At 69.8% G+C, this 15961-nt stretch carries 18 protein-coding genes; 10 read left to right on the forward strand and 8 right to left on the reverse strand.

Annotated elements, in window-relative coordinates; genetic code table 11:
* Positions 1-30: 30 nt before the first annotated feature.
* The 3 genes from KV097_RS02750 to KV097_RS02760 all read right to left on the reverse strand — a co-directional run bounded on the left by KV097_RS02750 (position 31) and on the right by KV097_RS02760 (position 2554).
* Positions 31-639: a nucleoside triphosphate pyrophosphatase gene (locus KV097_RS02750; RefSeq protein ID WP_220365012.1), complete on the reverse strand. Its 609-nt coding sequence runs from the start codon at positions 637-639 to the stop codon at positions 31-33.
* Between the two features lie 89 nt (positions 640-728).
* A complete protein-coding gene (locus tag KV097_RS02755) occupies positions 729-959 on the reverse strand; it encodes an acyl-CoA carboxylase subunit epsilon (protein WP_220341904.1) in 231 nt (76 codons plus the stop codon).
* Positions 956-2554: an acyl-CoA carboxylase subunit beta gene (locus KV097_RS02760; protein WP_308289311.1), complete on the reverse strand. Its 1599-nt coding sequence runs from the start codon at positions 2552-2554 to the stop codon at positions 956-958. Before KV097_RS02760 ends, KV097_RS02755 begins: the two co-directional genes overlap by 4 nt.
* Positions 2555-2619: 65 nt before the next feature.
* On the opposite strand from KV097_RS02760, the gene KV097_RS02765 reads away from it, so the two are divergent.
* The 3 genes from KV097_RS02765 to KV097_RS19630 are packed head-to-tail and all read left to right on the forward strand — an operon-like array spanning position 2620 to position 4942.
* Positions 2620-3453 (forward strand): biotin--[acetyl-CoA-carboxylase] ligase, encoded by an 834-nt coding sequence (locus tag KV097_RS02765; RefSeq protein ID WP_220345248.1) that lies wholly within the window; start codon positions 2620-2622, stop codon positions 3451-3453.
* Positions 3454-3465: 12 nt separating this feature from the next.
* Positions 3466-3966 (forward strand): PH domain-containing protein, encoded by a 501-nt coding sequence (locus KV097_RS19625; RefSeq protein WP_220345247.1) that lies wholly within the window; start codon positions 3466-3468, stop codon positions 3964-3966.
* Between the two features lies 1 nt (position 3967).
* Entirely contained in the window at positions 3968-4942 is a 975-nt protein-coding gene (locus KV097_RS19630; RefSeq protein ID WP_220341900.1) for an adenylate/guanylate cyclase domain-containing protein, read from the forward strand.
* A 20-nt stretch (positions 4943-4962) separates the two neighbouring features.
* On the opposite strand, the gene KV097_RS02780 is transcribed toward KV097_RS19630, so the two are convergent.
* Both KV097_RS02780 and KV097_RS02785 read right to left on the reverse strand, forming a co-directional pair.
* Entirely contained in the window at positions 4963-5427 is a 465-nt protein-coding gene (locus KV097_RS02780) for a GtrA family protein (protein ID WP_220365014.1), read from the reverse strand.
* 50 nt (positions 5428-5477) lie between these two features.
* Positions 5478-6215 (reverse strand): hypothetical protein, encoded by a 738-nt coding sequence (locus KV097_RS02785; RefSeq protein ID WP_220365015.1) that lies wholly within the window; start codon positions 6213-6215, stop codon positions 5478-5480.
* Positions 6216-6263: 48 nt separating this feature from the next.
* On the opposite strand from KV097_RS02785, the gene KV097_RS02790 reads away from it, so the two are divergent.
* Both KV097_RS02790 and purE read left to right on the forward strand, forming a co-directional pair.
* Complete coding sequence (locus tag KV097_RS02790; RefSeq protein WP_308289312.1) at positions 6264-7487, forward strand: 5-(carboxyamino)imidazole ribonucleotide synthase; 1224 nt, start codon at positions 6264-6266, stop codon at positions 7485-7487.
* Positions 7480-7992 (forward strand): 5-(carboxyamino)imidazole ribonucleotide mutase, encoded by a 513-nt coding sequence (gene purE, locus KV097_RS02795; protein WP_220342576.1) that lies wholly within the window; start codon positions 7480-7482, stop codon positions 7990-7992. Before KV097_RS02790 ends, purE begins: the two co-directional genes overlap by 8 nt.
* Here purE and KV097_RS02800 read toward each other — a convergent pair.
* Positions 7986-8627 (reverse strand): pyridoxamine 5'-phosphate oxidase family protein, encoded by a 642-nt coding sequence (locus tag KV097_RS02800; protein ID WP_220365016.1) that lies wholly within the window; start codon positions 8625-8627, stop codon positions 7986-7988. The two genes, purE and KV097_RS02800, sit on opposite strands and share 7 nt — an antisense overlap.
* Before the next feature lie 72 nt (positions 8628-8699).
* On the opposite strand from KV097_RS02800, the gene KV097_RS02805 reads away from it, so the two are divergent.
* The gene (locus tag KV097_RS02805; protein WP_220342522.1) at positions 8700-9854 is read left to right on the forward strand and encodes an acyl-CoA dehydrogenase family protein; all 1155 of its coding nucleotides are present in this window, start codon (positions 8700-8702) and stop codon (positions 9852-9854) included.
* A gap of 79 nt (positions 9855-9933) precedes the next feature.
* Here KV097_RS02805 and KV097_RS02810 read toward each other — a convergent pair whose 3' ends face one another.
* Positions 9934-10566 (reverse strand): TetR/AcrR family transcriptional regulator, encoded by a 633-nt coding sequence (locus KV097_RS02810; protein ID WP_220365017.1) that lies wholly within the window; start codon positions 10564-10566, stop codon positions 9934-9936.
* Between the two features lie 218 nt (positions 10567-10784).
* On the opposite strand from KV097_RS02810, the gene KV097_RS02815 reads away from it, so the two are divergent.
* The 4 genes from KV097_RS02815 to KV097_RS02830 all read left to right on the forward strand — a co-directional run bounded on the left by KV097_RS02815 (position 10785) and on the right by KV097_RS02830 (position 14051).
* Positions 10785-11342 (forward strand): hypothetical protein, encoded by a 558-nt coding sequence (locus tag KV097_RS02815; protein ID WP_220341895.1) that lies wholly within the window; start codon positions 10785-10787, stop codon positions 11340-11342.
* 1 nt (position 11343) lies between these two features.
* Positions 11344-12783: an NAD(P)/FAD-dependent oxidoreductase gene (locus tag KV097_RS02820; RefSeq protein WP_220365018.1), complete on the forward strand. Its 1440-nt coding sequence runs from the start codon at positions 11344-11346 to the stop codon at positions 12781-12783.
* 97 nt (positions 12784-12880) lie between these two features.
* Positions 12881-13672, forward strand: a complete 792-nt coding sequence (locus KV097_RS02825; RefSeq protein WP_220365019.1) for an alpha/beta fold hydrolase — start codon at positions 12881-12883, stop codon at positions 13670-13672.
* 73 nt (positions 13673-13745) lie between these two features.
* Entirely contained in the window at positions 13746-14051 is a 306-nt protein-coding gene (locus tag KV097_RS02830) for an EthD family reductase (RefSeq protein WP_220365020.1), read from the forward strand.
* Between the two features lie 55 nt (positions 14052-14106).
* On the opposite strand, the gene KV097_RS02835 is transcribed toward KV097_RS02830, so the two are convergent.
* Positions 14107-15954 (reverse strand): hypothetical protein, encoded by a 1848-nt coding sequence (locus tag KV097_RS02835; protein ID WP_220365021.1) that lies wholly within the window; start codon positions 15952-15954, stop codon positions 14107-14109.
* Positions 15955-15961 lie beyond the last annotated feature (7 nt).

Consider the following 15961-nt stretch of genomic DNA (forward strand, 5'->3'; position numbering starts at 1 on the left):
CCGCGTGCACCCACGCGTGCGCTCGCCAGGTCACCCGCGCGACGCGTCCCAGAGGTCGGTCCACCGGACACCGAGTCCGGCGAGCATCCTGCGCAGGAGCGGGAGCGACAATCCGACGACGTTGTGGTGGTCGCCCTCGATCCGCTCGACGAACGGGCCGCCCAGCCCGTCCACCGTGAAGGCTCCAGCGACCTGCAGCGGCTCGCCGGTCGCGACGTACGCCTCGATCTCCGCGTCGTCGAGGTCGGCGAAGTGCACGGTCGTCGCGCCGTCGTCGGAGATCTCGCGCTCCCCGAGCCGCACGCAGTGTCCCGTGTGGAGGACCCCGGAACGGCCGCGCATCGCCCGCCAGCGTTCGACCGCGGTCTGCGGGTCGGACGGCTTGCCGAGGATCTCCCCGTCGAACGCCAGCACCGAGTCACAACCGATCACGAGGGTGTCGTCCGGGCTCGCGAGCCGGTGGGACACCGCCCGGCACTTCAGCCGCGCGAGCTCGGTGGCCACGACCACCGGGTCGTCGGACACGACGACCGACTCGTCGACTCCGGAGACGATCACGTCCGGCTCCAGGCCGGCGCTGCGCAGGGTCGCGAGACGGGCGGGGGACTGCGAGGCGAGGACGAGGCGTGGTCGAGTCACGCGGGCCAGCGTACGGCTCCGGATCGGCCGTACGGGTGGGCGGACACGGCTCGTAGCCTCGCCGCGTGATGCAGGGTCGGGAACGCGTTCTAGCGCGCGAAGGCCGACCTGCGCCACCCGTCGTGCCCGTGGGCGTGCGGCGGGCGCGTGGCGAGCGAGGGGTCCCCCCACGCGGATCGCCGCGTCGGAGGAGCCAGCTCCGAGGCGGCTCCGTGTGCGGCGACGACGGCGACGAGCGCCGCGAGCTCCTCCGGCGACGGGTCACCCTTGACGACCCGCAGCAGCGGCGCTGCGGCGGTGTCCTCTTGCCCGGTGCTCACAGCGGGATGTTCCCGTGCTTCTTGGGCGGCAGCGTCTCGCGCTTGCTGCGCAGGAGCCGCAGCGCACGCACGATCTCGATGCGGGTCTCGTGCGGCTGGACGACCTGGTCGACGTAGCCGCGCTCGGCGGCGACGTAGGGGTTCGCCAGCGTCTGCTCGTACGCGTCGATCAGCTCCGCACGCTTCGACTCGGGGTCGTCGGCCGCGGCGAGCGTCTTGCGGTGCAGGATGTTGACCGCGCCCTGCGCGCCCATGACGGCGATCTGGGCGGTCGGCCACGCGATGTTGAGGTCGGCGCCGAGGTGCTTGGAGCCCATGACGTCGTAGGCGCCGCCGTAGGCCTTGCGGGTGATCACCGTGACCAACGGGACGGTCGCCTCGGCGTAGGCGTATATGAGCTTGGCGCCCCGGCGGATGATGCCGTTCCACTCCTGGTCGGTCCCGGGGAGGAAGCCCGGCACGTCGACGAAGGTCAAGACCGGCACGTTGAACGCGTCGCACGTGCGGACGAAGCGCGCGGCCTTCTCGGACGCGTCGATGTCGAGCGTGCCGGCGAACTGCATCGGCTGGTTCGCGACGATGCCCACGCTGCGCCCTTCGACCCGGCCGAAGCCGATGAGGATGTTGGGCGCGAACAACGGCTGGACCTCGAGGAAGTCGCCGTCGTCGAGGACGGACTCGATCACCGTGTGCATGTCGTACGGCTGGTTGGTCGAGTCGGGGATGAGCGTGTCCAGCGCGCGGTCGACGTCACTGATCTCGAGGTCGGCAAGCCCGTCGTACGCCGGCGCGTCCTCCATGTTGTTCTGCGGGAGGAAGGAGAGGAGCGCCTTGACGTACTCGATCGCGTCCTCCTCGTCGGCGCCCATGTAGTGGGCGTTGCCCGACTTGGTGTTGTGCGTACGAGCGCCGCCGAGCTCCTCCATCGTCACGTCCTCGCCGGTGACGGTCTTGATCACGTCGGGGCCGGTGATGAACATGTTGGAGGTGCCGTCGACCATCACGGTGAAGTCGGTGACGGCGGGGGAGTAGACGTGACCGCCCGCGCACGACCCCATGATCAGGCTGATCTGCGGGATGACCCCCGAGGCGTGCACGTTGCGCCGGAAGATCTCGCCGTACAGGCCGAGGGAGACGACCCCCTCCTGGATGCGCGCGCCGGCGCCCTCGTTGATGCCCACGATGGGGGAGCCGGTCTTGATCGCGAGGTCCATGATCTTGGTGATCTTCTCGCCGTAGACCTCACCGAGACTGCCGCCGAAGACGGTGAAGTCCTGGGAGAACACGCACACCTGACGGCCGTCGACCGTGCCGTAGCCGGTGATCACGCCGTCGCCGTAGGGGCGGTTCTTCTCGAGGCCGAACGCCGTCGAGCGGTGCCGCGCCAGCTCGTCGATCTCGACGAAGGAGCCCTCGTCGAACAGCATCTCGATCCGCTCGCGGGCCGTCTGGCGTCCCTTGGCGTGCTGCTTCTCGACGGCCTTCGCCGACCCGGCGTGCACCGCCTCGTCCAGGCGCCGGTCGAGGTCGGCCAGCTTGCCGGCGGTGGTGTGCGTGTCGATCTGACCCGGTTCAGGTGCCACTGCTTCGCTCACGCGCTCAGGGTAGCCGCCGGTCCGCTCGCCCCGACGAGGGGCGCGGATCATGGGACAGTGGGGACATGAGCGACTCACCGCCAGCCGACTCTCCTCTCGCCCGCCGTCCACTCGACGCCGCCGGTCTCGAGCAGGCCCTGATCCGACCGACGTCGTGGTGGCAGGAGGTGCGCGTGGTCCCCGAGACCGCCAGCACCAACGCCGACCTCGCCCGGCTGGCCCGGGAGGGCGCGCCGGAAGGCACGCTGCTGACCACCGACCACCAGACGGCAGGGCGTGGACGGCTCGACCGGACCTGGGAGATGCCGCGCTACTCCGCGCTGGCCGTCTCGGTCCTCGTGCGCCCGCGCATCGACGGCTACCGATGGACGTGGCTCCCCCTGCTGACCGGCGCCGCCGTGGTCGCCACCGTGCGTCAGGCGGGGGTCGTCGCCCAGCTGAAGTGGCCCAACGACGTCGTCGTCGAGGACCGCAAGCTCGCCGGCATCCTCGTCGAGCGGGTCGACACCCCGACCGGGCCGGCCGCGGTCGTCGGGTGCGGGATCAACGTGTCGACGACCCCTGAGGAGATCGGTGTCCCGAACGCGACCTCGCTGACCATCGAAGGCTCACCGACGGCGGAGAGGACCGGGCTGCTGAGCGGCTTCGCCGCCGCCTTCGAGGCCCTGTACGTGCCGTGGGCCGACGCCGGCGGCGATCCCGACATCGGCATCCGGCAGGCGTACGAGCGGAGCAGCGCGACCCTCGGACGCGAGGTGTCGGTGGAGCTTCCCGACGGCCAGCGGATCGAGGGCGAGGCCGTCGGACTCGACGACAGCGGCCGGCTGGAGATCTCGGTCAACGGCGAGGTGACCACAGTCAGTGCCGGAGACATCACGCATCTGCGGTCCCGGGCATGACACCATGACCCCGTGGGTGTCTCCAAGAAGCTGTTGATCGGCGGCGAGAACGAGGTCCTGACGGTCAGGACACACGTCAAGGCGCTGTTCGGCGCCGTCTTCGTCCTCGTGGTCGCTGCCGCTGCCGGTGGGTTCGGAGCGGCGGTCACGGACGGGCCCGTGCGCTCGGTCGTCGTGGTGGTCGCGCTGCTCGTCGTCCTGATGTGGGTGGTCCTCCCGTTCCTGGGCTGGTTCACCTGGACGTGGACCGTGACCAACCGACGTCTCATCGAGCAGCGCGGCATCCTCACCCGCACCGGTCGGATCATCCCGCTCAACCGCATCAACGACGTCTCGTTCGAGAAGCAGCTCACCGACCGCCTGCTGGGGTGCGGGACGCTGATCGTCCACGCCGCCAGTGAGCAGGACGGCCTGCGTATCCGCGACGTCCCTCACATCGAGGACGTCCACCGGCAGCTCAGCTCCCTCGTGTTCGAGGCGCACCAGCCGATGACGAGCGACGAGCAGATCTGACGTGCCCGACGACCTCGCCCGCGCCATCCTCGGTGCGGATCCCATCTTCAGCAGCGACGAGGTCGCCGCGGCAGCAGGAGTCTCGTACGAGGAGGCGAGACGACTCTGGCGAGCGCTCGGGTTCCCCGACTCGGCCGACGCCAAGGCGTTCGTCCCTGCCGACCTCGACGCGCTGAAGACGGTACGCGCCGTCGTCGCCTCGGGGGTGCTCGACGACGACACGGTCGTCCGGTTGACCCGCGCCCTCGGTTCGACCATGTCGCGCCTCGCCGAGTGGCAGGTGTCGACCCTCGCCGAGGTCCTCGAGCGGCGCAACCAGTCCGAGGAGGACCGTCGGCGGTGGCCATCGTCGGGTCGTTCGGTGGCGGAGACGATGGGGCCGGTGTTCGAGCGCCTGCTGGTGTACTCGTGGCGCCGGCACCTGGCCGCGTCGGCGACGCGCGCGGAGGCGCTGGCCGCCGACGAGGAGGACGTGCTCCGGATGGTCGTCACCGTCGGCTTCGCCGACCTGGTGGCGTTCACCAAGCTGTCGAACGGGCTTGACGACGACGGCCTGGCCGATCTGGTCGAGGAGTTCGAGACACGCTGCATCGACCTCGTCACCGAGGGCGGCGGTCGGCCGATCAAGACTCTCGGCGACTCCGTCCTCTATCTCGCGGAGTCCCCCGAGGTCGCGGCCGACATCGCCTTCTCCATCGTGGCCGAGATCGGTGGCGACAAGAACCTGCCCGACGTGCGCGTCGGTCTGGGGACGGGGCCGGTGATCTCGCGGCTCGGAGACGTGTACGGTCCACCGGTCAACCTCGCCGCGCGGCTCACCGGTGTCGCCCGCCGCAACCGTGTGATCATCGACGCGGCGACCGCCGAGGGCCTCGGGGACAGGTTCGAGACCCGGGCGATGGCCCAGCGCAACCTGCGGGGATTCGGCAACGTCGAGCCGCTCACGGTGCGGCACCGCTGGTCCTACAACGGCTGAGGTTCTCCCACGACGAGCTCCTACGACGGCTCAGCCGGCTCGCCGTCGGGAAGGACGAACCGCCGATAAGCCCAGAACCGGAACAGGGTGCCGAGACCCAGCCCGACGACGTTCGCGGAGATGTTGTCGGCGAGGGCGCTGTCGAGTCCCAGGACGTAGTGCGAGAACGCCAGGCACCCGACGGCGAGGAGCATGCCGATGCCGTTCATCACCACGAAGAGGACGACCTCGCGGTGGACGCTGCGAGTGCTCCGACCGCGCCACGTCCACTGCCGGTTGCCGACGTAGGTCACGATCATCGCGACGGCCACGGAGAGGATCTTCGCCGTCACGGGCTTGTGCTCCAGGACTCCCGGGTCACCGGCGTACCGGAGCAGGTTGAAGACGACGACGTCCGTGACGTAGCCGGCGAGACCCACCGTCCCGAACCTCGCGACCTCACCGAGCCGAGTGGTGACGCGCGACGGCGACAGAGAGGAAGTCACGGGTTCAGCCTACGGAGTCCTCTCTGCCGCCTCGCTCGACTGCCGTGTCGTCAAGGACAGACGTAGAGGTCTTGCGCGGCGAGCGTCCCCTTGAAGGTTCGCGAGTACGGCTTGGTCGCGCGCTGGGTCTTCTTGAAGTAGTAGCGCGGGACGCGCACCGTGCCCGGGCCGGTCGGATCGTCGACCCGTGAGTAGCGGACGACGACTCGCCTGGTGAAGCGAGACGCCTGCGTGCCACGCAAGCAGGGGGTCGCCCGCTTGGCCTTGCGTGCTGCTGCGTCGCTGACTCGGCTGCCGACCGCCTTGCCGCGGTAGCGGGCGACGATCATCGGGACGGCGTTGAGCACTGTGGTCGACGCAGCCTTCGGGTTCCGCTCGACGAAGAAGGTCAGACCGGCGGTGCGGTCGGTACGCACGGACCAGCGGACCTTGCCGTCACGGACCCTCTTGGCCTTCCCCGTCCAGGCGGACTTCCCCCGGACCGCCTGCGTCGGACGGAGGCGACAACCCTCGCAGCCCGCGATCTTGAGAGTGATGACCGTCCGTGGCGCCTTCCGTACGGCATCGTCAGCCGACGGAGTGCTCGTGCCCTGCGCGGTGGCCGGCGGGCTCTGGACGGCGCCGGCGTAGGCGGGAGCGCCGACGGCCAGCGCGGTCGCAGCGACCATCACCAGGATCGCCGTGCGAGCTTGTCGTTGTGCCTTCTTCATGTTTCCCCCGGATTTGATCGTGGCGCGCCCGACACGGTCGCGTGAGCGCCCGGCCAAGGTAGCCTCGCCTCGGGTCACGCCCCGCGCCTTTTCGGCCGCGTCCAGCACGCCCGATAGCATGACCGCGTGCAGAGGCCGATCGACAGCCCCGCGCTCGCCATCGTCGGGGGCGGGCAGCTGGCTCGGATGATGGAGCAGGCCGCCGTCTCCCTCGCGGTGCCGGTCCATCTCCTCGCCGAAGGGCCGGACGTGAGCGCCGCCCAGGTGAACCCGGCGACCACCGTGGGCGACTACCGCGACCTCACCACGCTCCGAGGCGTGGCCGAGGGGTGCGCGGTCGTGACCTTCGACCATGAGCACGTGCCGCCCGAGCACCTCCGTGCCCTCGACGCGGAGGGTCACGCCTGTCGTCCAGGGCCGCACGCCCTGCTCTTCGCCCAGGACAAGCGCGAGATGCGGGAGCGGCTCACCGCACTCGGCGTGCCGTGTCCTCGCTGGGCGCCGGTCTCGGACGCCGCAGGGCTCGACCGCTTCGCCGCCGACGGTGACGGTTACCCGGTCGTCGTCAAGACCACGCGCGGCGGGTACGACGGCAAGGGCGTGTGGGTCGTCGAGGACGCAGGAGCGGCAGCCGAGGTCTTCGCGGCCGGTGTGCCCTTGATCGCCGAGGAGCTGGTCGACTTCCGTCGCGAGCTGTCGGCACTGGCCGCGCGTTCGCCCTCCGGGCAGGTCGCGACCTACCCGGTGGTGGAGTCGAAACAGGAGAACGGCATCTGCCGCGAGGTGATCGCGCCCGCCCCTGGTCTGGACCCCGAACGCGCTGCAGAGGCGGAGATGCTCGCGATGAGGGTGGCCGCTGAGCTCGACGTCGTCGGGATCCTCGCGGTCGAGCTCTTCGAGACCGCCGACGGCCGCATCCTCGTCAACGAGCTGGCGATGCGTCCGCACAACACCGGCCACTGGACCATGGACGGCGCGGAGACCAGCCAGTTCGAGAACCACCTGCGCGCCGTGCTCGACCTGCCGCTGGGCTCGCCACGGGCGCGGGCCCGGTGGACGGTGATGGTGAACATCCTCGGCGGCGAGGTGGGGCACCTGTACGACGCCTACCCGCACGTGATGGCGCGCGACCCCGGGCTCAAGGTCCACCTGTACGGCAAGGACGTCAAGCCCGGGCGCAAGGTCGGCCACGTGAACGTCTACGGCGACGACCTGGATGATCTCCTTGCGCGGGCGAGGCACGCCGCAGCCTGGTTCGAGGGGCGGCTGGACGACGACGTGGACCCAGACGACGAGGACCGAGACGACGTGGACCCAGACGAGTGGGACAGGGGGAGCACCGGTGAGTGAGACACCACAGGTCGGGATCGTGATGGGGTCGGACTCCGACTGGCCGACGATGAAGGCGGCGGCAGAGGCGCTCGAGGAGTTCGGTGTCTCGTACGAGGCTGACGTCGTCTCGGCCCACCGCATGCCGGACGAGATGATCGCGTACGGCCGCGAGGCCCACGGCCGCGGCCTCCGGGTGATCGTGGCCGGTGCCGGAGGAGCGGCTCACCTGCCGGGCATGCTGGCGTCGGTGACGCCGTTGCCGGTGATCGGTGTGCCGGTCGCCCTGAAGTATCTCGACGGCATGGACTCGCTGCTGTCGATCGTCCAGATGCCCGCCGGCGTGCCGGTGGCGACCGTCGCCGTCGGCAACGCACGCAACGCCGGTCTCCTCGCCGTACGCATCCTCGCGGCGTCCGACCCCGCGCTCGCGGACGCGATGGTCGCCTTCCAGTCACGCCTCGCCGACGCCGCGCGGGCGAAGGGCGCAGCCGTCCGGGGTCAGCGGCCGGGCGCCGCTCAGTAGAGGTTCTTGGAGTACGCCTCGCCGTAGTAGGCCTCGAGTGCGCCCAGCGACTCCTCCGGACGCTCGAGGCGCTTGGCGATCTCGGCGCGGGTCGCGAGGACCTCGGGGTGCCAGGAGTCCTGGTTCCACAGACGCGAGCGCAGGAACGCCTTGGCACAGTGGAAGAAGACCTCCTCGATCGAGACCTCCAGCGCCATGATCGGCCGGTGGCCCTTGACGGTCATCGCGTCGAAGTAGGGGGCGGCGGAGACGATCCGCGCCCGGCCGTTGACCCGTAGCGTGTCGCCGCGTCCGGGGACGATGAACAGCAGACCGACGTGCGGGTTCTCGAGCACGTTCAGGTAGCCGTCCACCCGCTTGTTGCCGGGGCGCTCGGGGATCGCGACCGTGGTGGCGTCGACGACGTGGCCGATGCCGGCCGGGTCTCCCTTCGGAGACACGTCGCACCGCCCGGAGGCGTCCGAGGTCGCGACGAGGCAGAACGGGGATGCCTCGAGCCAGGCGACGTGGTCGTCGACCAGCGTCGACATGACCTTGTCGCGCACACGGGGGAGGGGCTCGCCGACGAGCGCGCGAAGCTCCTCGAGGGAGGTGATCTCGGTGACGTGGGCAGCAGGCTCGGCAATCGCGGTCATGCGACCAGGTTAGGGCCCTGCTGGTCGCTGGTTAACACTCATTAGCATGGAGGGGTGACCAACGACCAGCCCATGTATGCCCTGTCCGAGGAGCACCAGGCTATCCGCGAGGCCGTCCGGGCCGTCTGCGACGCCAAGGTCGCCCCGTACGCCGCCGCCGTCGACGAGGAGGTGCGCTTTCCTCAGGAGGCCTACGACGCGTTGGTGGCGTCGGACTTCCACGCGCCCCACGTCGGCGAGGAGTACGGCGGCGCTGGGGCAGACGCCCTCGCGACCGTGCTCGTGATCGAAGAGGTGTCGCGCGCCTGCGTGTCGTCCTCGCTGATCCCCGCCGTCAACAAGCTCGGCAGTCTGCCGGTGATCCTGTCCGGCGGCGAGGAGCTCAAGAAGAAGTACCTCACGCCGCTGGCCGCTGGCACGTCGATGTTCTCCTACGCGCTGTCCGAGCCCGACGCGGGCAGCGACGCCGCGGGCATGAAGACCCGTGCCGTCCGTGACGGTGACCACTGGGTCCTCAACGGCGTCAAGCGTTGGATCACGAACGCCGGGGAGTCCGACTTCTACACGGTCATGGCGGTCACCGACCCGACGAAGCGCTCGAAGGGCATCAGCGCCTTCGTGGTCGAGAAGTCCGACGAGGGTGTCTCGTTCGGGGCGCCGGAGAAGAAGCTCGGCATCAAGGGCTCCCCGACCCGCGAGGTCTACCTCGACAACGTCCGCATCCCCGCCGACCGCATGATCGGCGCGGAGGGCACCGGCTTCGCCACGGCGATGCGCACCCTCGACCACACCCGCGTCACGATCGCGGCACAGGCCGTCGGCGTCGCCCAGGGCGCGCTCGACTACGCGCTGGGCTACGTCAAGGAGCGCCAGCAGTTCGGCAAGGCGATCGCCGAGTTCCAGGGGCTGCAGTTCATGATCGCCGACATGGGCATGAAGGTGGAGGCGGCCCGCCAGCTCACGTACGCCGCCGCCGGTCGCAGCGAGCGCGGCGACAAGGACCTCACGTTCTTCGGGGCTGCCGCCAAGGCGTTCGCCTCCGACACGGCGATGCAGGTCACGACCGACGCGGTGCAGCTGCTCGGTGGCTACGGATTCACGCGCGACTACCCGGTCGAGCGGATGATGCGCGACGCGAAGATCACGCAGATCTACGAGGGCACCAACCAGGTCCAGCGCATCGTGATGGCGCGTCAGCTCCTCGCCGGGATCCAGTCGCAGCTGTAGTCAACATCCGGGCATCCGCACATTCCATCCCCAAGGGCACTGCGCCCTTGGGGATGGTCTGTCTCGGCGAGCGGAACGGCTATGTCGTCAGCTCGGCCAGGCCGGCGCGCGCGAACTCGAGCACGCGGTCGACCAGGGAGGGCAGCTCTTCGCGGCTCGTTTCGTCGGCCACAAAGACCTGGCGTAGGACGCCCAGGCGCAGGCCGCCCACCAGCGTGTACGCGGTGAGGCGGGGGGCGAGCGCATCTGGCGACATGTCCAGCTCCTTCCCGAGTGCCTGGGCAATCACGTTCTCGAGCTCGGCGTAGAAGACCTGTGCCCGGCTGCTCAGATCCGCGTCCTCGGCGATCAGGGCAGCGCGCTTCGCGTGCAGGGAGAACATCTCGCCGGGCGATCGGCCCTGGTCCGTGTCGTCTTCGCCGAGGGCGTGCATCGTGTCGTGCATCCATACGCTAAAGGCGTCGAGCGTGTCGCCGGTGCGGTCGGCGAGGCGGGCAGCCAGCGACTCCGGTGCGAACGGATCCTCGTCGGCGAACAGCAGGTCCGCCTTGGTGGGAAAGTGCAGCGTGACCGTCCGCGTCGCGACGTCCGCGTGTTCGGCGATCGCCGCGATGGTGGTGTTCCTGTAGCCGTGCGCGGTGAACAGCTCCAGCGCCGAGGCCCGGATCCGATCTCGGGTCTGCTTCTTTTTCCTGTTGCGTCTGCCTTCCATGTGGACAAAAATAGCATCTAGCCAATTAATGCAGTCCATGCTACTTTTACGTAGAACCTATTCAGTGAGAGGGGTGGAGACGGGGTCTCTCACGACGCGCCGCTCGGGGCGCCGCCGCGATCGGTCCTCAGGGTCGGCTCGTAGGGCACCGGTCTCGGCGCTCGAGGCACGGGCTGACTCGCACTCACCCGTCCGCGAGCTCTCCGAAAGGGGTCGTCATGACCACCGTCGCCTCACCCACTACCTCACAGTTCGAGCACGGCCTGCGTCGGCTGTACTACGCCAGGTTCGGGTTCGCCATCGTCTGGGCAGCACTGCTGTTCCTCAGCAGCTCCGACCTCAACCCGGTCAGCGTCGTCCTGCTCGTCCTCTATCCCGCCTTCGATGTCGCCGCAGCTGTCGTCGACCTTCGCTCCTCCCATGCCGCGGAGCAAGCTCGTGGGCTGTACGTGAACATCGCGGTGAGCGCGCTCGCCGCCGTCGGCATCGCCCTCGCCTGCACGTCGGACGTGTCTACTGTCCTGCGCGTGTGGGGGGCCTGGGCCGTCGTGTCTGGGCTCGTGCAGCTCAGTGTCGGGATCGCGCGCCGCACCCTGGGGGGCCAGTGGCCGATGATCCTCAGCGGCGGCCTCTCGGTGCTCGTCGGCGTTGGGTTCATCCTCGCGGCCGGCGCCGATGACCCGTCCCTTGCCGGCCTGGCCGGCTACGCCGCTCTCGGCGGGGTCTTCTTCCTCATCTCAGCCCTGCGCCTCGGCCGCGTCGCGCAGGAGAGCTGACATGGACACCACGACATACGACGTCATCATCATCGGCGCAGGTCCGGTCGGCGAGAACGTTGCGGACCGCGTGACGCAGGGCGGTCTCAGCGCTGCCATCGTCGAGCGCGAGCTGGTCGGCGGTGAGTGCTCGTACTGGGCGTGCATCCCGACAAAGGCGCTGCTGCGCAGCGGGGCGGCGTTCCGGGCGGCTCGGGACGTGCCCGGAGCGCGGGAAGCGCTGACGGGCGGCCTGGACGTGGCGGCCGTGCTCGGCCGGCGCGACGCCTTCGCCGCGCACTGGAAGGACCAGAACCAGGTGTCCTGGCTCGACCAGGCGGGCATCTCGCTGTACCGCGGGCAGGGACGGATCAACTCCACCCGAACCATCGAGGTGACCGGTGACGACGGTGCGACCACTGTGCTGACCGCACGCCACGCGGTCGTCATCGCCACCGGGAGCGGCGCACTGGTCCCTGACATCGCCGGTCTGCGCGAGGCCGAACCGTGGACCAACCGGGAGGCGGCCGCCGCTGCTGCGGTTCCCGACCGGCTGGCCATCCTCGGCGGCGGTGCGGTGGCAGCGGAGATGGCGACCGCGTTCGCCGGGCTAGGGGCGTCGGTGACGATGCTGGTCCGTGACGGCGTGCTGCCGCGCGCGGAACCGTTCGCCGGCGACCTGGTCGTCGAGTCGCTGCGGGACGCCGGCGTGACGGTACGGCTCGGCACGGAGGCCACATCCGTGACGCGCGAGGCCGACGGAACGGTGCGCATCAGTCTCACCGACGGTGAGCAGATCGAAGCCGACGAGCTCCTCGTCGCGACCGGCCGCGTACCGAATACTCAGGACGTCGGACTGGACGCCGTCGGTCTGACTCCGCGCGCGTGGCTCGAGGTCGACGACACCCTGCGCGTCCTCGCCGCCGACGGCGCACCGATCGGAGGCGGCTGGCTGTACGCCGCCGGTGACATCAACCGGCGCGTGCTGCTGACCCACCAGGGCAAGTACCAGGCCCGAGCCGTGGGAGACGTCATCGTGGCACGCGCCAAGGGCGACCCGGTCCAGGACCGCCCGTGGGGCCGGCACGTGGCAACGGCCGATCAACGTGCGGTGCCTCAGGTGGTCTTCACCGAACCGGAGATCGCGTCGGTGGGATTGACCGCGGCCGCCGCCGCGGCGACCGGGCTGCGGATCCGGGTCGTCGACCAGGACCTGGGCGCCGTCACCGGCTCCACCCTGCACGCCGACGGATACCGCGGCCAGGCGCGCATGGTCGTCGACGAGGAGCGACAGGTCATCGTCGGCTTCACGCTCGCCGGGCCCGACGTCGCGGAGCTGCTGCACGCGGCGACGATCGCGGTCGTCGGCGAGGTTCCCCTGGACCGGCTCTGGCACGCGGTTCCGGCCTTCCCCACGATCAGCGAGGTGTGGCTCCGGCTGCTCGAAGCCTACGGCCGCTGAATGTCCGGGCGACTGAACGCCCGGCGAGTGAACGTCCCGCCGCGACCGCGGCGGGTGAAGGAGACAGCACGACCCCATCAGGAAGGAAACCTCTGTCATGCGTATTCACACCCTCAAGGGAGCCCTCATCGGCACCGCCGCGGCCGCCCTGCTCGCCGCTTCCATACCGGCGACGGCGACCGGCGCCACACCCGCGGGCGGGAAGCACCCCACGTCACCCAAGCCGACGATCGTGCTCGTCCACGGCGCGTGGGCGGACTCCTCCAGCTGGAATCCGGTCATCAAGCGGCTGCGAAAGGACGGCTATCCGGTCCGGGCCATCGCCAACCCGCTGCAGGGCCTCACGAGTGACACCGCCTACCTCAGCAGCTACCTGGCCGCGATCGAGGGACCCAAGGTGCTCGTGGGCCACTCCTACGGTGGCGCCGTCATCACCAACGCCGCCACCTCGGTGCCCGACGTCAAGTCCCTGGTGTACATCGCCGCCTTCATCCCCGCCAAGGGAGAGACCCTCGCCGGGCTCACCGAAGGGTCCGGCATCCCGCTGATCTACACGCCGGTCCCCGGCGGTGTGGACGTCGCCATCGACCCGGCGGAGTTCCCGGAGGTGTTCGCCGGCGATCTCGACAAGACGACCGCCGCCGACCTCGCCATCACCCAGCGGCCCGCCAACTCCGCGACCGTCACCGACGCCAGCGTCGTGGACGGCTACCGCACCATCCCCTCCTGGGCCCTCCTCACCCGCCGTGACCACGCCATCGACCCCGCCCTCCAGCGCATGATGGTCGGCCGCGCCGGCGCCTACGTCACCGAGGTCGACGCCTCTCACGCGGTCATGCTCAGCCGTCCCGGCGTGGTGACCGACGTCATCGAGCGAGCCGCGAGGTGAGCCCTGCGTCCGCCAGCGGGACCTCGTTCGACGTGACAAGCCCGATCCATCCCATCGACGAAAGAAGGACACCATGACCGCCAAGCTCACCATGATCTACGCCAACCCGGTCGACGAAGAGGAGTTCGAGCGTCGCTACAAGGCGCACAAGGAGCTCGTGTCACAGGTTCCGGACCTCCTGCGCGCGGAGTACGGCAAGGTCTTCCCCAAGGAGGACGGCACCCCGCGGCCGCGGTGGCGCACTGCCGACCTGTACTTCGCCGACTACGACACGGCCGTCGCTGCCTTCGACCACGAGAACGGAATGGCTGTGGGGCGCGACGCCTTCGACCTCGCCACCGGCGGTGTCGAGTTCCTGCTCTCTGACATCGAAGACTGAACCCACCGCCCAGACGGGTGGGCACGGGTCTCGGCCCGTGCCCACCTGCCTCAGCTCACGACCTGAGGTCGTACTTGCGGTAGGTGACCACGAACTGGTCCAACCGGACGGGCTTCTTGCCCTTCCAGATGACCTTGAGCCGCAGGCGCCCGTCGGCGCCGACCTCCCGCTCAGCGGCATCGAAGGCGAGGTGGCGTCGCGTGCTGGGGAGATGGCGGAAGGGGAGGGTCCGCCCTCGTGGCGTGACGACGGCGATCCTGATGTCGTTCTGCGTGCCCCAGGTGCCTCGCAGACGCACACGAGCGGCGAACCAGAGATCACGGTTGCGGTCGCCAGGGATCCGCAACGAGTGCAGGGTCGTCACGCGTCCCAGTCCCCGCCCTCCCGCCTTCCGCACGAATCGCACGTTGCCATGCCTGGCGCGCTTGACGCGGGCGTTCCGCTTCACCAGGGTGCGCTTCAACGTGGAGCGCGCGGAGGCTCTCACCGTCGTCTTGATGAGCTTTGGCGGGGTGGCGCGGACCGTGAACGGAGCCGACACCGGCCCGTACACGTACTCGCATCCGGTGTGGGTGCAGTTCCGCGTTCTCACGAGCTCGAGCCGGTAGCGTCCACTGGGCGCCACGGTCGCCACGCCGTCCTTCCAGTAGCGACCGTTCCACTCCAACGCACCCGCGATACCCAGGAGCGGCGTGCTGCCGCCCAGGGGTTTGCCGTTGCTCGCGAGGATCCTGTAGCGGATGTCGCCGTACCTCGCCTCGATGGGGTCGAGCGCAGGGCTGAACCTCATCACGGTCGGCACCCCGGAGCCAGGGCCGACGCCAGCGAACGGGTAGAAGAAGGGCGTCGTCGGCGTCAAGCTCGTGATCTTCGCGGCGTTGCTCACGAACAGCGGCACGCTCTTGCGGGCGGACTTCGTGAAGTCGGTGGCCGTCGCGGTGACCTCGACCTCGAACCGGTACTCACCGGCCGGCAGAGGACGACCCAGACGTGCCTTCGGGTCGATCAGGACGCGCAAATTGGTCCCCGCCCAGTTTCCGCCGAATTGTCCCGCCCGGATCTCGTCGGCGGTGAACTCGTACGGGCCGGCAACCGTGGCACCGGCAGTCGAGATGATCCGCCAGCGGGCAGTGAGCGGAGTACGGGAGTCCAGGCTCACGTGGCTGGTCGCGGTCTCCCACAGGCCGTCGCCGTTCTGGCTCAGCAGCATCGGCCCCGGACTCGACAGGGTGATGTCCGGTTCCTTGCGAACCCTGAGGGAGAGGCCCGCTCCCTCGCACACCGCCGCATTGAGCGGACTGCACTGCTGCAGCGAGACGTAGACGTCGACACTCGATGTGCTCGGGATGTCGACATCGATCACGTCGCCGTCACGGACCTGCCTGCTCCTGACGCCGCCGTCGACCGTCGCCGGAAACCCCCCGAGACCTGTGGCCCGCAGCGAGACCCGCTTGATGACCGACGGGTCGATCACCGACGGCAACGGCTTGGTCGGTGTGAGCGTCGGCCGCAGCCCCAGCACCGGGACGGCCTCGCTGGCGGTGGTGCACGACTCCAGGCTCGCATCGGAGCATGCCCGGACCCATGCGACGAACCGTGGGGGGAGCCCGGCTGTCGGCAGGGTGCCGCGGAAGATGCCGTCCGCGCCGGCAGCCACCGGCGTGCGCCGGACGATCCACGACGAGCTTGCCGACGTCGCCAGCTCGAAGACCACGTACGGCGACTCCGACGTCGCGGCGAGCTCGGCCGTCCCGCCGACCTCCGACTCCGCAGCCGGGGAGGTCAGAACCGGCGGCGCTGAGCCGGACACCGCCGTCTCCGCCGCCCCTGCAGGAACCTGCCCCGCTCCGGACGCCACCAGCACGGCAGCAGCAACCAACCCCACGACAACACGACGTGCCACAGCGGTT

The sequence above is a fragment of the Mumia sp. zg.B17 genome (genome assembly GCF_019550915.1).
Lineage (GTDB): Bacteria > Actinomycetota > Actinomycetes > Propionibacteriales > Nocardioidaceae > Mumia.

Excerpts from the sequence above, each read along its gene's own strand:
- KV097_RS02765 (WP_220345248.1), top strand. The coding sequence starts at position 2,620 with ATGAGCGACTCACCGCCAGCCGACTCTCCTCTCGCCCGCCGTCCACTC.
- KV097_RS02830 (WP_220365020.1), top strand. The coding sequence starts at position 13,746 with ATGACCGCCAAGCTCACCATGATCTACGCCAACCCGGTCGACGAAGAG.
- KV097_RS02810 (WP_220365017.1), bottom strand. The coding sequence starts at position 10,566 with ATGGAAGGCAGACGCAACAGGAAAAAGAAGCAGACCCGAGATCGGATC.
- KV097_RS02825 (WP_220365019.1), top strand. The coding sequence starts at position 12,881 with ATGCGTATTCACACCCTCAAGGGAGCCCTCATCGGCACCGCCGCGGCC.
- KV097_RS02800 (WP_220365016.1), bottom strand. The coding sequence starts at position 8,627 with ATGACCGCGATTGCCGAGCCTGCTGCCCACGTCACCGAGATCACCTCC.
- KV097_RS02815 (WP_220341895.1), top strand. The coding sequence starts at position 10,785 with ATGACCACCGTCGCCTCACCCACTACCTCACAGTTCGAGCACGGCCTG.
- KV097_RS02805 (WP_220342522.1), top strand. The coding sequence starts at position 8,700 with ATGTATGCCCTGTCCGAGGAGCACCAGGCTATCCGCGAGGCCGTCCGG.
- KV097_RS02820 (WP_220365018.1), top strand. The coding sequence starts at position 11,344 with ATGGACACCACGACATACGACGTCATCATCATCGGCGCAGGTCCGGTC.